This is a genomic window from Meiothermus taiwanensis WR-220 (assembly GCF_003568585.1).
Classification (GTDB): domain Bacteria; phylum Deinococcota; class Deinococci; order Deinococcales; family Thermaceae; genus Meiothermus; species Meiothermus taiwanensis.
Map to the genome: position 1 here is coordinate 305,964 of NZ_CP021130.1, position 13,886 is coordinate 319,849.

The 13,886-nt window shown below is 62.6% G+C and carries 10 protein-coding genes, 1 tRNA gene, 1 rRNA gene and 1 pseudogene; 3 read left to right on the plus strand and 10 right to left on the minus strand.

The window, feature by feature from the left end:
* Nucleotides 1-41: 41 nt before the first annotated feature.
* Both MTAI_RS01625 and argB read right to left on the minus strand, forming a co-directional pair.
* The gene (locus MTAI_RS01625) at nucleotides 42-1,070 is read right to left on the minus strand and encodes a zinc-binding dehydrogenase (RefSeq protein WP_027888601.1); all 1,029 of its coding nucleotides are present in this window, start codon (nucleotides 1,068-1,070) and stop codon (nucleotides 42-44) included.
* Between the two features lie 40 nt (nucleotides 1,071-1,110).
* Nucleotides 1,111-1,863, minus strand: coding sequence for an acetylglutamate kinase (argB, locus tag MTAI_RS01630; RefSeq protein ID WP_027888600.1), 753 nt, complete (start codon nucleotides 1,861-1,863; stop codon nucleotides 1,111-1,113).
* Nucleotides 1,864-1,966: 103 nt separating this feature from the next.
* Here argB and MTAI_RS01635 point away from each other — a divergent pair.
* A pseudogene (locus tag MTAI_RS01635) lies at nucleotides 1,967-3,081 on the plus strand (integrase core domain-containing protein).
* 2 nt (nucleotides 3,082-3,083) lie between these two features.
* Nucleotides 3,084-3,158 (plus strand) — tRNA-Val (locus tag MTAI_RS01640).
* A 366-nt stretch (nucleotides 3,159-3,524) separates the two neighbouring features.
* Here the strand turns inward: MTAI_RS01640 and MTAI_RS01645 are convergent.
* The 5 genes from MTAI_RS01645 to MTAI_RS01665 all read right to left on the minus strand — a co-directional run bounded on the left by MTAI_RS01645 (nucleotide 3,525) and on the right by MTAI_RS01665 (nucleotide 9,384).
* The gene (locus MTAI_RS01645) at nucleotides 3,525-5,399 is read right to left on the minus strand and encodes a bifunctional sugar phosphate isomerase/epimerase/4-hydroxyphenylpyruvate dioxygenase family protein (protein ID WP_187388567.1); all 1,875 of its coding nucleotides are present in this window, start codon (nucleotides 5,397-5,399) and stop codon (nucleotides 3,525-3,527) included.
* On the minus strand, nucleotides 5,392-6,366 hold the full coding sequence (locus MTAI_RS01650; RefSeq protein ID WP_187388568.1) for a zinc-dependent alcohol dehydrogenase: 975 nt from the start codon (nucleotides 6,364-6,366) through the stop codon (nucleotides 5,392-5,394). Before MTAI_RS01650 ends, MTAI_RS01645 begins: the two co-directional genes overlap by 8 nt.
* Nucleotides 6,367-6,375: 9 nt before the next feature.
* The gene (locus MTAI_RS01655) at nucleotides 6,376-7,839 is read right to left on the minus strand and encodes a tripartite tricarboxylate transporter permease (protein ID WP_027888597.1); all 1,464 of its coding nucleotides are present in this window, start codon (nucleotides 7,837-7,839) and stop codon (nucleotides 6,376-6,378) included.
* Nucleotides 7,836-8,279 (minus strand): tripartite tricarboxylate transporter TctB family protein, encoded by a 444-nt coding sequence (locus tag MTAI_RS01660; RefSeq protein ID WP_027888596.1) that lies wholly within the window; start codon nucleotides 8,277-8,279, stop codon nucleotides 7,836-7,838. The genes MTAI_RS01655 and MTAI_RS01660 overlap by 4 nt, the downstream gene beginning before the upstream one ends.
* Nucleotides 8,280-8,430: 151 nt before the next feature.
* Nucleotides 8,431-9,384, minus strand: a complete 954-nt coding sequence (locus MTAI_RS01665; RefSeq protein WP_027888595.1) for a tripartite tricarboxylate transporter substrate binding protein — start codon at nucleotides 9,382-9,384, stop codon at nucleotides 8,431-8,433.
* A gap of 145 nt (nucleotides 9,385-9,529) precedes the next feature.
* On the opposite strand from MTAI_RS01665, the gene MTAI_RS01670 reads away from it, so the two are divergent.
* Nucleotides 9,530-10,198 carry a GntR family transcriptional regulator gene (locus tag MTAI_RS01670; RefSeq protein WP_027888594.1) on the plus strand — a complete coding sequence of 223 codons (669 nt, stop codon included), beginning with the start codon at nucleotides 9,530-9,532 and terminating at the stop codon, nucleotides 10,196-10,198.
* Between the two features lie 123 nt (nucleotides 10,199-10,321).
* On the opposite strand, the gene MTAI_RS01675 is transcribed toward MTAI_RS01670, so the two are convergent.
* The 3 genes from MTAI_RS01675 to MTAI_RS01685 all read right to left on the minus strand — a co-directional run bounded on the left by MTAI_RS01675 (nucleotide 10,322) and on the right by MTAI_RS01685 (nucleotide 13,828).
* Nucleotides 10,322-10,816, minus strand: coding sequence for an NUDIX hydrolase (locus MTAI_RS01675; protein WP_036197383.1), 495 nt, complete (start codon nucleotides 10,814-10,816; stop codon nucleotides 10,322-10,324).
* Between the two features lie 239 nt (nucleotides 10,817-11,055).
* Nucleotides 11,056-12,547, minus strand: a 16S ribosomal RNA gene (locus MTAI_RS01680).
* A 153-nt stretch (nucleotides 12,548-12,700) separates the two neighbouring features.
* On the minus strand, nucleotides 12,701-13,828 hold the full coding sequence (locus MTAI_RS01685) for a site-2 protease family protein (RefSeq protein ID WP_027888483.1): 1,128 nt from the start codon (nucleotides 13,826-13,828) through the stop codon (nucleotides 12,701-12,703).
* Nucleotides 13,829-13,886: the final 58 nt, after the last annotated feature.

The window sequence follows — 13,886 nt, forward strand, 5'->3', positions numbered from 1 at the left end:
TAACTAAAGCAAGCCTGGCGTGCCAGCAGACCTAGCCCCAGCTACACTTCCAAGACCACCTTACCAAACACGCGGCGCTCCTCCAGCAGCCGGTGGCCCTCGGCGGCCTGGCTGAGGGGTAGGGTGGCGCCGACCACAGGCTGTAACTTTCCCTCGGCTACAAACTGCAGGATGGGGAAAAGGCGGCTTTTGGAAGCCATGGTGGAGCCAAAAATGGAAAGCTGCCGGTAAAAGATGTGTGAAAGCGGGGTTGTGGCTTCATACCCGGAGGAAGCCCCGACCAGGCTGATCCGCCCGCCCCAGGCTGTGGCCTTGATGACCCCCTCCCAGTACTGGGCCCCGGTATGGTCGACCACCGCATCGGCCCCTTTACCCCCGGTAAGCCGACGAACCTCTTTGTACCAGTCGGGATGGCTGTAGTTAACCCCCTCGTCGGCACCGAGGGCTTTAGCCTGGGCCAGCTTTTCGTCGCTGCTGGCTGTGGCGATGACCCGCGCTCCGTGCAGCTTGGCAATCTGGATGGCAGCCACCGAGACCCCAGCACCTGCTGCCATCACTAGCACATCTTCACCGGGCCGAACCTGTAGCTTATCCACCACCATCTGCCAGGCGGTCAGAAAAGTAAGGGGCAGCGAGGCGGCCTCGAGCCAGCTTAGCCGGGCAGGTTTGGGCAGGATGTTGGCCGCCGGGACGACAACCAGTTCTGCATAGCCGCCCCAGCGGTGCTCGCCCAGAATTTGATACTCGGGGCAGAGGTTGTCCTGTCCGCCCAGGCAGCGCTCGCAACGGCCACAGGAGATCCCGGGGCTTACAACCACCGCATCCCCAGGGGCGACCCCGCGGACACCTGCCCCAACCGACTCCACCACACCGGCGATGTCACACCCGAGGATATGGGGCAGGGGGAGCTTGGGGCTGGCGATGCCCTTCCGCACCCACACATCGAGGTGGTTGAGGGCCACGGCTTTCACAGCGACGCGCACCTGCCCGGCTTCCAGCAGGGGAGGGGCGATCTCTCCGTAGCGCAAAACCTCCGGGCCGCCCCTGGAGGTCATCCATACCGCCCGCATAATGGCGATTCTGACACCTATGGCTATGAGCCGTCAAACTTTACCCGCCCACAATCCGGGTGCCGGCGCTACCCTCCAAAACTTGTTGCAGGATGCCCTGGGCACCCCTGGCGATGGCGGCCCAGGGGGCGCCTTTGTGCACTGCGTTCAGGGCGGCCTCCACCTTGGGTATCATGCCCCCGGAAATGGTGCCTTCCTGCATCAGAGCCTGTACCTGGGCCTGGTGGAGCTGGGGGAGGCGGCTCGAGGGGTCTTTGGGATTGCGCAGCACACCCACCACATCGGTTAGGAAGATGGCCGGCAGGTGAAGCGCTCCGGCTATGGCGCCGGCGGCGGTATCGGCGTTGATGTTGAGGGGGCCCTGGGTATCCAGGCCGATGGGGGCGATCAGGGGGGTCAGGCCGGCCTGCAACAGTTTGTGAATAACCTGGGTATGCACCGTTGTGACCTCACCAACCCGGCCCAGGAGGGGGTCTAGTGGCTGGGCCTCGAGCAGCCCGGCATCCCGTCCGGTCAAGGCTATGCTGGGGCGTCCGCGCCGGGAAAGCCCCTCGGCGAGGTATTTCCCGAGGGTGGTGAGCACCATCTCGACCACTTCCATCTGCTCTGGGGGGGTGATGCGCAGCCCTCGATGGAAATGGGTTTCAAAACCCATGCGGTTTAACCAATCAGCGATGCGCGGGCCGCCCCCATGTACCAGCACCAGGGGGCCCGGGTAGGCGCTGATCTCATCGAGCAGCTCACCAGCCTCTTTGAGGCTGCCGCCGATTTTTACAAGCAAGGCCTGTTCCATGGTGTTCATCATACCCAGCGCAGCCTGTGCTCGGCCGGATACATGTGAGACTCTGAGCGAAAGAGAATAGGGGGAACCGACTCTGGAAAGGAGGTTCCCCCAGATGCAGCTTACTACAGTTGGAAAACCCCTGCTCAAAGCCGCCAACCAAGCCAGCCAGCTCGAACAAGCAGGCGCCGGCGACCCCGTCGTGGCCGAGCGCCTGCGGAAGCTCAAACTGGTAGAGACCCTCAGAAAAAAGAAAGTTCCCTGGGACGAAGTCCAAAAGCTGGTAGGCATCAGCAAGGCCACCTACCACCGCTGGAAAAAAAGACTCGAAGAACAAGACCTTGCCGGCCTCAAACCCAAAAGCCGCAAACCCAGGAAGCTGCGCCGGAAGGTACACTGGAAACCCGATGTCCTCATACGCATAGAGCGGCTGCGCAAACAAAACCCCACCTGGGGCCGCTGGCGCATCGGGCAGAGACTGCACAGAGAGGGCTACACCCTAAGCGAACGCACGGTAGGACGCATCCTGAGCTACCTGGAGCGAAGCGGCCGGGTGGAGCCGGTGAGCGCTTTCCTGGCCAGAAACCGTAAGGCCCGTTTGCGCAGGAAGAGCCAGCGGCCCTATGCCCGGAGGAAGCCCGCGGAGTACACGGCGCTGCGGCCTGGGGATCTGGTACAGGTGGATACGCTGTGGGTGGATCTGGGGGACGGGACGGGTCTGCGGCAGTTTACGGCGGTGGACACGGTAAGCCGCTGGGGGACGGCGGGGGTGTACAGCCGGGCGAGTGCTAAGACGGCGCTGGATTTTCTGCAGCAGCTGGTGCGGCGATGTCCTTGTGTCATCCGTGCGATCCAGGTGGATGGGGGCAGCGAGTTCATGGCGGAGTTTGAGGAGGGTTGTCGGGTATTGGGGATAGAGCTTTTTGTTTTGCCGCCGAGGAGTCCGAAGCTGAACGGGATGGTAGAGCGGCTGCAGCGGACGTTTCGGGATGAGTTTTACACGCGGGCTTTACCGCTGGGGATAGAGGCTATTCAAGGGGAGCTGGAGGGTTATCTGGAGCACTACAACCTGCACCGGCCGCACATGGCCCTGGGGGGGTTGGCGCCGGTGGAGTACCTGGCTAAGCTACAGGAGGTGTCGGTTCCCCTGGAGTCTCAAATGTATTGACCGATTACACAGCCTTGACAGGCCTCGAGGGGGGTGTTACCCTTTTGAGTGCGCTTGGGTGAGCGGGCGATTAGCTCAGCGGGAGAGCACACGCTTCACACGCGTGGGGTCGTAGGTTCAAATCCTACATCGCCCACCAAGTCCAGGACGCAAAAACCGGAGGTCGGAACAGGCCTCCGGTTGCGTTTTACCCCCATTGAGGTTCACGCTCGGTGTTTGACCCCACCCAGAAGTTCCTCGAGGGGCAGGGCTCCAGCTCGGCATTTTTCCCGCAAGGGGTGGTGGTAATACCGGATTCAAAAAGATAATCTTCCAAAGCAAAGACCTCCAGAGGCTATCTTTTTGAATCCTAGAGCACTCCCTTCGGTCGGGTTAGTTCGCCACCATTCGGTGACGAACTAACCGAATCTGGTATAAATGCTGGGGGGTGCTTGGGGTGGCGTGGCCCGGCATTTCACCGGCCAGGGATGCGCCCAGGCCTCGAGCCAGCAGCAGGGGAGCGGTGCTAATCGGACCGGAACCGGGGGGGCGTGGACAGGGTGCGCAGGGACTCCTTGTACAGCCGGGTCTGAGCGGCGATGCGGATGGGGGCGTTGACCGCGCCGTAGCCCTGGTACGCACCCCGGCGTTCGACAATTTCGATAAAAAAGAGATCGTCGAAGGTCTGGGTGTAGGCGTGGAAGAACTCACCCTCCGGGCTCTGGTCGTACAGCACGTTGAGGGCCTGCATGCGCTCTAGAAGGGCGGGCTCCAGCGCGTAGCGGGCCTCGAGGTCGTGGTAGTAGTTCTGGGGGATGGGGAGGAGCTGGAGGCCGTTGTTCTGTAGGCGCTCGAGGGTGCCAAAGATGTCGGAGGTAGCCAGGGCGATGTGCTGCACCCCGCCGCCGTAGTACTCGTTCAAGAAGCGCGCGGCCAGGGTGCCGCCGGCCTGGGAGGCGTTGAGCACCAGGCGCAGCGAGCAGTCGGGGCTTTCGGCGGCCTGGCTTTGAATGAGGCCGCCGGGGTCGGGAATCTCCAGCAGGTTGGAGGTTTGCAGGCCCAGGATGGTGCGGTAGAACAGAACCCAGGAAAGCACCTGGGCTGCCGGCATCACCTGGGCCAAATGGTCAATGCGCTGTAGAGCGGTGGGTGTGGGCTGGGGTGCGGCCAGCTCGAAATCCACTGCCCAGAAGCTGTCCATCTCCTGCTGGGCTTCAATCAGGTACAGCAGGCTTCCATCCAGACCGCGCAGGGCCGGGATCTGGTGCTCACCGGGGCCGGTTGGGCCGTAGAAGATGGGGGCCTTGTAGGTCTGGGCCCGTTGCAACACCTCCTCCACCCCCTCGACCAGAACCGCCACCGCGCAGACCGAGGTGCCATGCACCTGGTTGTAGGCCTGGGCAAAGCTGCCCGGCTCGCTGTTGAGAATGAAATTAATCTGCCCCTGCTGCCACAGGCTCACCTCCTTGGAGCGGTGCTGGCCGCGCTTCTGGAAGCCCAGGGCCCCAAGGAACTGAGCCAGGGTGGGAGCCATCTCCTCGCTGACGGCGAACTCCACGAAGGCCACCCCGCCGGTTTGCACGGGGAGCTTTTCCAGGGGGTTTTCCTGCAGGTAGACCAGCGAGCGGTAGCCGTCCAGGGCGGTTTCCTTGGGCGGGGTGGTGCGAAACTGGTCGTTGAAGACCTCGAGGGAAAGCCAGCCGTCGTAGCGGGTCTCCCTGAGCACCTGCATGAAGCGATCCAGCGGGAGCTGGCCCTGGCCGGGGAAGCTGCGGAAGTGTCGGCTCCAGGGCAGCACCCCCATCTCCAGCAGGGGGGCGTCGGCGATCTGCACCAGAAAAATCTTTTCCTTTGGGATCTTGGCGATGGCCGAAAGCTCGAGGTTTCTGGAGAAGATATGGAAGGTATCGAGGATCAGGCCTACCGCGGGGTGGTTGGCCCGGCGCACTACCTCCCAGGCGTCGCGGTAGTCGTAGATGTGCTTGGACCAGGCCAGCGCCTCGTAGCCGACCCGGAAGCCCCGCTGTCGGGCGCGTTCGCCCAGCTCATAGAGGTCTTCGGCAATGCGCTCGAGGCTCCCCGTGCTTTGCGGTGAGGTGTTGGCGCAGACGAAGAACAGGTCGGTGCCCAGCTCGGCCATCACGTCCATCTTGCGCTCGGCCCGGTCGAAAGCCCGGCTGCGCTGGGGTTCGGGCAGGCCTTCAAAGTCGCGGAAGGGCTGTAGGGTTACGATGGTAAGCCCCAGATCCTGGGCCATCTGCCGGATTTCCTGGGTGGAGCCCTCGAAGCTCAGCAAGTCGTTCTCGAACAGCTCGAAGCCCTCAAAACCAGCGGCGGCAATGGCCTCGAGCTTGCCCCGGAGGTCGCCGCTCAAACAAACCGTGGCCATGGATCTACGCATTGCATCCTCCATGCAGCAATACCACCTTGGCCTCGGCCAGCCGACCGGCCAGCAGCTCTTCGAAGCTGGTCTGGGCCATGGCAAAAGGCCGCCGGACGGCCAGGGTATCCGGCAGATGAGCCAGCAGCGCGGTGGCCCGGGCAAACTCGGCCTGGGTGAACACATACGAGCCCTGGATACGAATCTCCTGCAAGACTGTGCGCTGCAAGGGGAGGGGGGCCTCGAGGTCGCTCAAACCCACCAACACCACGCTACCCCCCGGCCGGGCGGCGTTCACGGCCAGGGCCAGGGTGCTCTGGGCCCCTACGGTCTCGAGCACCCGGTCGTACTGTCCGCTGGGGGTCGGCACCACCTCGGCGATAAAGCCCAGCCCCTCGAGCCAGGCCGCGCGCAGCGGGTTGCGCTCGCTGACCGTCACCCGCGCCCCGGCCTGGGCCAGCAGCCAGGCCGCCAGGGTGCCGATGGCCCCCCCGCCCAGCACCAGCACCGACCTTCCCAGCACCGGCCCGGCCAGCTCCACGGCCCGCAACGCTACCGCCAGCGGCTCGGCCAGGGCCCCTTTCCACAGCGGTACCCCGGCGGGCAGCCGGTGGAGCTGGGATAGGGGCACCCGGATCTGCTCGGCGAAGCCCCCCCAGTAGTGAAAGCCGATATTGGTGCGATGGGCGCACAGGTTGCTCAGCCCCTCCCAGCAGGCCGGGCACTGGCCGCACGCCACCAGCGGGTTGACCGTCACCGCCTGGCCCAGCCAGTCCGGGGGGCCCTCCTGCACAGTACCGGCAATCTCGTGCCCCAGCACCAGGGGCGGTTTCCAGCGGGCCCGCATGGCCGGGGCCCCCTTGTATACGCTCAGGTCGCTGCCGCAGATGCCGCAGGCCGCGACCTGCAAGAGCACCCCTGCCCCTTCCGGGGTCTCGCGGTGGTGCACGCTGAGTCGTCCGTAGTCCTCTAACACCCATGCTTGCATCCGGTCACCTCACGGGTTGCTGGGCCTGGCCCGCTGCCTGCGCAGCCAGAGCATGCCCACAATGAGCAGCAGGTTGCATACTGCCAGCCCAACGGCCACGGGCCGGCTGAAAAACGCGGTCAGATCCCACTGGGTTTTGATCAGGCTCATCATCAGGTACTGTTCCAGCAAGGGCCCCAGCACCATGCCTAAAATGAGCTGCCCCACCGGAAAGCCCCCCCGCTGCATCAAAAGCCCCAGCAGGCCCAGCACCACCAGCAGGTACAGGTCGAAGGGGTTGCGGTTGATGGCGTAGGTGCCCACCAGGCACAGGCCCATCACCGCGCCCAGCAGCAGGCGCAGGGGAATGCGCAACAGGGTGCTGATCAGGGCCGCCCCCAGGTAGCCCACCAGGGGCATCATGAGCAGGCTGGCCAGTATAAAGGCCATGTACAGCTGCACCACAAAGCCCAGGTTTTTGGCGAAGAGGTCGGGGCCGGGGGTAATGCCCATGGTGAGGAACATGCCCAGCACGATGGCGGTCAGGGTGTCGCCGGGGATGCCCAGCGAGAGGGCCGGGATCCAGGTGCCGGCCACCGCGGCGTTGTTGGAGGAGGCCCCGCTCAGGGTGACCTGTTCCTTGCTGCCCCGGCGCAGCCGGGTGAAGTTGCTGCTGATCCAGGCCGCCAGGTCGGAGCCGGCCCCCGGCAAGAAACCGATAAAAGTGCCCAGCAGGCTCGAGCGCAGCAAGAGCCGGCGCTCCCGCCAGACCAGCCGGCCCGCTGCCCCGAAAAACTCCTGGGCCACCGAGCGGTTCTGGTTGGGGTTGGGGGCGGGCGGAGGGCCCTTTCTGTAGCTGTAGATGTTGTTGAGCACCTCGGCCACGCCAAAGAAGGCGATGAGCGCGACGATAAAGGAGATCCCCCCCAGCAGGTTGGGGTTGCCAAAGTTGAAGCGAGGGGTGCCCAGGGCCGGGTCGTAGCCGATGGTGGCGATGAGCATGCCCACCCCGAAGGCGATCAGCCCCTTGGCCATGGAGGGCGAGGCAAACACCCCGCTCACAATGCCCAGGAGCACCAGCCAGAAGTACTCGAAGGAGGAGAACTGCTTGGCCACCTGGGCCAGGCCCAGCGAGCCCCCAATCAGGATGGCGATCCCCACCAGGCTGCCCAGGGCCGAGCTGAGGGCCGAGATGCCCAGGGCAAAGGCGGGGGAGCGCTCCTTGCCGATCTGATGAATCTCCTCGGTATAGGCCGCCGAGGCCGGGGTGCCGGGGATACGCATGGCAGTAGCCCCGATATCCCCGGCGAAGATGGCGGTGGCGGTGATGCCGATGATGGCCGAAAAGGCCACCGCCGGGTCTAAGAAGATGGCGATGGGGATAAAGAGGCTGATGGCCAGGGTGGCGGTAAGGCCTGGGAGCGAGCCGAATAAAACCCCATATAAGGCCCCCAAGATCATGGCGATAAAAGACTCGAGGCTAAAAAAACTCATAGCGGCACCTTGAGGAGCTGTACAAAGACCACATACACGAAGGCCACCATGAACAGCGCGGTCAGCAGGGCCTCGAGCCAGCGCGCACCCAGCAGCAGGCAGGACAGCAGTACCAGCAACCCGGCAGAGCCCAGCAGGCCCAGCTTGTCCAAAGCCCAGGGGGTCAGTAGCAAGGCCAGCAGAACGCCGCCGATGCGCAGCAGGTTGCCCCAGGCCAGCAGCCCGAACGAGGCCGCCAGCCCGGGCAGGCGCAGGTTGCGGTAGATCAGGCCTAAGCTGGCCGCGGCCAGCCCCACCGCCAGCAGCTTGGGGAAGAGCGCTGGCCCTAGATACCCTTCCGCGGTGCGGGGGAAGGTATCGCTAATGAACCAGGCGGCGAGCCCCAGGGCCAGGGCGATCAGGCAAACCAAAAGCTCAAAAGGGCGGGCCGGATTGACCATTGGAATCTTCCTTTCTGTTTCTGTTGTGCCTCCAATATAACCCTGTCGTGAAGAGATATGGCTTACTTGAGGCTGGACGCTAAATCGCGGCAACTTTTCAACGTACCTGGGCAGACATGGGTCTGCCCAGGTTATGTTGCATCTTCAAAGGCTATTTCAACTCGTCGGCCAGCTCGGCCATGGCCCGGTTGCGCTCGGCCAGGAAGGCTTTGGTTTGGTCGAAGTTGAGGTGGTTGATGACCAGGTTGGCGTTGTTCATGAAGCGGACAAACTCCGGATCCTGCACGGCCTTGGCGAAGGCCTGGTCGAGCTGGCGGGCGACCGAGGGCAGGGTGTGCTTGGGGGCCGCGGCCATCAGGAAGGAGGCAAAGGTCCAGTCCACGCCCAGCTCTTTCAGGGTGGGTACGTCGGGGAAGGCCGGGAAGCGCCGGTCGGTCATGAAGGCCAGGTAGCGGGCCTCACCAGCCTTGACCAGCGCGCTGGCCTCGCCAATCGAGACAAAGGCCACATTGATTCCGCCGGAGATGAGCTCTTGCAAGGCAGCAGCGGCACCCTGTGCGGGTACCCAGGGCAGGGCCGCGTCCCTCAGTCCCAGCTTTTTGAGGAAGCCCAGCCGGGCGTAGTCGTAGGAGCCTGCGCGGGCGGTGCCGGAAGCCTTGTACTTGCCGGGGTTGGCCTTGATATCGGCGATGAACTCCTGGGCGTTTCTCCAGGGAGCGTCTTTGCGAACCACGATGGCCACGGGGTTCAGCACCAGAAGTGCAATCGGCGTAAAGGCATCGGCGTTAATTTTGGTCTGATTGACCCAGGCCGGGAGCACCACTTCCAGGGTGATAATCCCGATGGTGTATCCGTTGGGGTCGCCCTGGGCGATGGCGGCGTGGCCGATGGCCCCACCTCCACCAGTGCGGTTGACCACCTGTACCGGCTGGCCCAGGATGTTGCCCAGCACCGGGGCCAGAGAACGGGCGGTGAGGTCGGTGCTACCGCCGGGCGACCAGGGCACGATCAGGGTAATGGGTCGGACAGGGTAGCGCTGCCCCAGCGCCACCAGGGTAAGCGCCAGCACAGCCACAACCGCTATAGTGCCAAAAACTCGCTTCATGTAGACTCCTCCCTTGCTCGATAGCATCAAAGGTAAACCGTATTGTGGATGTCCTTTGGGACGCTGGACAATCTAGCACAGTTTTTATAAAGATGCAACTGGCATCTCAGTTGAGTTTTAGTGCGTGGCTTGTTAAACTGGCCTCATGGTTCAACCCAGTGATGTGGAGGAGCTGCCCTTACGGGAGCGGGCCTACCTGCACATCAAGCGCCTGATTCTCAACGAGGAGCTGCCACCCAACAGCTTTTTATCGGAACGGAGCCTGGCCCAGCAGCTTGGCATGAGCAAAACCCCGGTGCGGCTGGCTATTGCCCGCCTCGAGAACGAGGGTTTTGTGCGGGTCTCGCCCCAGCAGGGCATTGTGGTGCTGGCCCTGAGCTTTGAGGAGGTGCTCGAGCACATCGATTTTCGCCTGGCCCTGGAGAGCTTCGTGGTCAGGCGCCTGGCCGGTAACCTGAGCCGTAGCCAGGCCAAGGTGCTACAGGAGCATATTCGGGAGCAGCAGGCCCTGGCCCAGCACCCCCAAACCCAGACCGAACAACTGGTGTACGCCGATATGGCGTTCCATCGCCGGCTCGCCACCACGCTGGGCAACCGTCAGATCGTGCAGGCCCTCGAGCGCCAGCAAGACATGCTGTACCGGGTGGCCCACCGTGTTTACCAGAAACACCCCTCCCGGCGTGAGCAAAGCATTGCTGAACACCAACGCCTGCTGCAGTTTTTGGTCGAGGGGGCGCAGGCCGAGGCCCTGGAACTGATTGAGCAACATATCAGCCGCATTAAGTCTTTGTTGATCAGTGCCGCTGGGAGCTAATAAAAGATAGTCCTCCAAAGCAAGGACCCTCAGAGGCTATTGTTTTGAATCCTAGAGGGCTTCCTTCGCTCGGGCGAACTAACTGCATCTGGTATAAGGTTTCCCAGGCCGGGTTTCACGCGATTATGGCTGGGCGCTCATGGGTGTTTGGGTGTCCCAGCAGGCCAGGGCTTTGAGGACGGCGTTTCGCTCGTTTTGATGCGAAAGTCGCTTAAGGGCCTCGCGTACAGGGAACCAGGCCACCCCGTCTACCTCTTCTTTTTGGGGTCGGGGTGTGCCACCTACGTAGCCCATCAAGAAGTGATGGACTTCCTTGGTGACAGTGGTTTGTATCCCGTCATCCTTGACAGTGAAGTGGTAGCGGATGCTGCCCAGGGGGGCCAGTACCTTGGCCTCGATGCCAGTCTCCTCACGCACCTCGCGGACGGCCGTTTGTGGATAGCGCTCGCCCGGCTCTACCTGGCCCTTGGGCAGGCTCCAGACCCGCCCGTCTTTGATGGCGATGAGGAGCACCTCGAGGCCCTTCCCTCCGGCCCGCTCCCGCAACACCACCCCTCCAGCCGAGGTCACCCGGCGACGGGACTGCGGCAGTGCTTGGGGCCTCGAGCCCCCCGCCATGCCGCGTTTAGGTCTACGGCGGCGTAAACTTACCGAATAACGCATACTGCAACTACTTTCCAATGACCCAGTAATGGGTACCTGTTCTCAGTTTACTAGGAACCGGCGCTTTTGTCGTGTGTGAAGGCACACATGGGCTATAGGCCGACCCTGCAGAATCCGGGTAAAAAGAAAAAGCGCCCCAAGGGGGCGCTTGCCTTGAACAAAGAAAGATCAGCCGAGCTATTTATGCTCCTTAGAAAGGAGGTGATCCAGCCGCACCTTCCGGTACAGCTACCTTGTTACGACTTAGCCCCAGTCATGAGCCTTACCCTAGGCGCCTGCCTGTGGCTCCCGGCGACTTCAGGCAAAACCCACTCCCATGGCTTGACGGGCGGTGTGTACAAGGCCCGGGAACGTATTCACCGCGGCATGGCTGATCCGCGATTACTAGCGATTCCGGCTTCATGGGGTCGAGTTGCAGACCCCAATCCGAACTGAGCCTGCTTTTGTGCGATTGGCTTCCCGTTACCGGGTCGCAGCGCTTTGTGGCAGGCATTGTAGCACGTGTGTCGCCCAGGTCGTAAGGGCCATGCGGATCAGACGTCATCCCCGCCTTCCTCCTACTTTCGTAGGCAGTCTCGCTAGAGTGCCCAGCCGAACTGCTGGCAACTAGCAACAGGGGTTGCGCTCGTTGCGGGACTTAACCCAACATCTCACGACACGAGCTGACGACGACCATGCAGCACCTGTCTCTGGGCTCCCTTGCGGGCACCCCCGGCTTTCACCAGGGTTCCCAGGATGTCAAGACCTGGTAAGGTTCTGCGCGTTGCTTCGAATTAAACCACATGCTCCACCGCTTGTGCGGGCCCCCGTCAATTCCTTTGAGTTTCAGCCTTGCGGCCGTACTTCCCAGGTGGAGTGCTTAACGCGTTAGCTACGGCACCCAACAGATGTCGGACACCCAGCACTCATCGTTTAGGGCGTGGACTACCCGGGTATCTAATCCGGTTTGCTCCCCACGCTTTCGCGCCTCAGCGTCACAAATCGTCCAGGTAGCTGCTTTCGCTATCGGCGTTCCTTCCGGTATCTGCGCATTTCACCGCTACTCCGGAAATTCCGCTACCCTCTCCGACCGTCTAGCCTCACAGTATCCAACGCACCCCCGGGGTTGAGCCCCGGTCTTTAGCATCGGACTTGAGAGACCGCCTACACGCCCTTTACACCCAGTAAATCCGGGTAACGCTCGCACCCTCCGTATTACCGCGGCTGCTGGCACGGAGTTAGCCGGTGCTATTACCTCGGTACCGTCATTATCGTCCCGAGTTCAGAAGTTTACACCCCGAAGGGCTTCGTCCTTCAAGCGGTATCGCTCCGTCAGGCTTTCGCCCATTGCGGAAGATTCCTAACTGCTGCCTCCCGTAGGAGTGGGGTCCGTGTCTCAGTACCCCTGTGGCTGATCGTCCTCTCAGACCAGCTACGCGTCGTCGGCTTGGTAGGCCATTACCCCACCAACTACCTGATGCGCCGCAGGCCCATCCCAAAGCGCCCGAAGGCTTTAGACACCCACCAAGGTGAGTGTCCACATCCAGGATTAGCTAAGATTTCTCCTAGTTGTCCCAGACTTTGGGGTAGGTCACCTACGTGTTACTCACCCGTCCGCCACTGGCTGCATAAAACAGCCCGTCCGACTTGCATGTCTTAGGCATACCGCCAGCGTTCACCCTGAGCCAGGATCAAACTCTCCAAAAATGCTCGCTTTATGGCGAGATTTGGACGTTTTCTCGTTTGTATATATCCGAGAAAACGAGGTATGATTCGTGTTTCTGCTGATCTTTCTTTGTCAAGGTGCTTGGCTACCTCGCGGCAGCGCAACGAGAAGTGTACAGACTACCCCCAAACCTGTCAAGCCCTAGGGCTGGGGCGACTGGATAAGCTCATCTGAGCGGCGCGAAGCTGGAGGGCTCGCAGCAGGTCGGTTTTGCTTAGAATGCCGATCAGGCGGCCCTGTTCGTCGGTAACCAGGAGCCTCGAGAAACCCTGCTCGGCCATGCGCTGCAGGGCGACGAGGGCCTCGGTGTCTTGGTTTACCTGCAAGGGGGGGCGCATCCGCTCGAGCACCCGGGTCTGGGGCGAGGCCCCGTGCAGGTCTTCCAGGCTGATCAGGCCCAAAAGCCGCCCTTCCTCCACCACCGGGTAGCCCACATGCCGCTCGAGCATCATTTTTTCTAGGAGCTCGGCCACGGTCAGACTGGGGGGCACGGTGCTTACCTCGCGGGTCATCAGGTCGCGCACCCAGAGGCCCTCGAGGGTGCGGCTAAGCACAGCTTGTTCGGCCTCGGCGCTGGCCGCCATAAAGACGAAAAAGGCGATCAGGAGCATGAAGAGGTTGCCGATGAGCAGGCCCAGCAAGCCCAGGGCAAAGGCCATCACCTTGCTGACCGCAACAGCGGTGCGGGTGGCCTCGAGGTAGGGTTTGTACAGGGCCAGCAGGCTGCGCAGGATGCGTCCACCGTCGAGGGGTAGGGCCGGTAGCAGGTTGAACAGGGCCAGGCTCAGGTTGATGAAACTCAGGTAGCCCAGCAAAAACTGCCCTTCGGCAGCAGGGGGTGCGATGTTGCGTAAAAAGGCAAACAGGCCCGAAAGCAGCAGGCTCACAATGGGGCCGGCAATGGCGATGACGGCCTCGGCCCCGCGGGCGCGGGGGATCTGCTCGAGCTGGGCCACCCCACCCAGGAGCCACAGGGTAATCTCGCGGGTCTGCACGCCATAGGCCCGCGCCGTGAGGGCGTGCCCCAACTCGTGAACGAGCACGCTCAGAAACAGGCCCAGGGCGGCCAGCAGGCCCAGCACATAGGGCATGGGGCCTTGGAGCCAGTCCGGTGGGGCGCTGATCTGCAGCAGCCGCAGGTAGACTGGAAGCTGGCTGCCAATCAGAAAGGCCAGGAGGGGCAGTACAACCAGGAAGCTCAGGTCGAGCGAGACAGGAATGCCCAGAAGCCGGAAGGGCAGGCGGAGGGTTTTGGCGAACATTTGGACGTATGGTACTACATTGCGAGGAGCTCCCGGCAGGCAGTGCAGGGTTTCTGGG

What these genes read in the sequence shown, in the direction of transcription:
- MTAI_RS01625 (WP_027888601.1), bottom strand. Translation starts at nt 1,070, where the DNA reads ATGCGGGCGGTATGGATGACCTCCAGGGGCGGCCCGGAGGTTTTGCGC.
- argB (WP_027888600.1), bottom strand. Translation starts at nt 1,863, where the DNA reads ATGGAACAGGCCTTGCTTGTAAAAATCGGCGGCAGCCTCAAAGAGGCT.
- MTAI_RS01645 (WP_187388567.1), bottom strand. Translation starts at nt 5,399, where the DNA reads ATGCGTAGATCCATGGCCACGGTTTGTTTGAGCGGCGACCTCCGGGGC.
- MTAI_RS01650 (WP_187388568.1), bottom strand. Translation starts at nt 6,366, where the DNA reads ATGCAAGCATGGGTGTTAGAGGACTACGGACGACTCAGCGTGCACCAC.
- MTAI_RS01655 (WP_027888597.1), bottom strand. Translation starts at nt 7,839, where the DNA reads ATGAGTTTTTTTAGCCTCGAGTCTTTTATCGCCATGATCTTGGGGGCC.
- MTAI_RS01660 (WP_027888596.1), bottom strand. Translation starts at nt 8,279, where the DNA reads ATGGTCAATCCGGCCCGCCCTTTTGAGCTTTTGGTTTGCCTGATCGCC.
- MTAI_RS01665 (WP_027888595.1), bottom strand. Translation starts at nt 9,384, where the DNA reads ATGAAGCGAGTTTTTGGCACTATAGCGGTTGTGGCTGTGCTGGCGCTT.
- MTAI_RS01670 (WP_027888594.1), top strand. Translation starts at nt 9,530, where the DNA reads ATGGTTCAACCCAGTGATGTGGAGGAGCTGCCCTTACGGGAGCGGGCC.
- MTAI_RS01675 (WP_036197383.1), bottom strand. Translation starts at nt 10,816, where the DNA reads ATGGCGGGGGGCTCGAGGCCCCAAGCACTGCCGCAGTCCCGTCGCCGG.
- MTAI_RS01685 (WP_027888483.1), bottom strand. Translation starts at nt 13,828, where the DNA reads ATGTTCGCCAAAACCCTCCGCCTGCCCTTCCGGCTTCTGGGCATTCCT.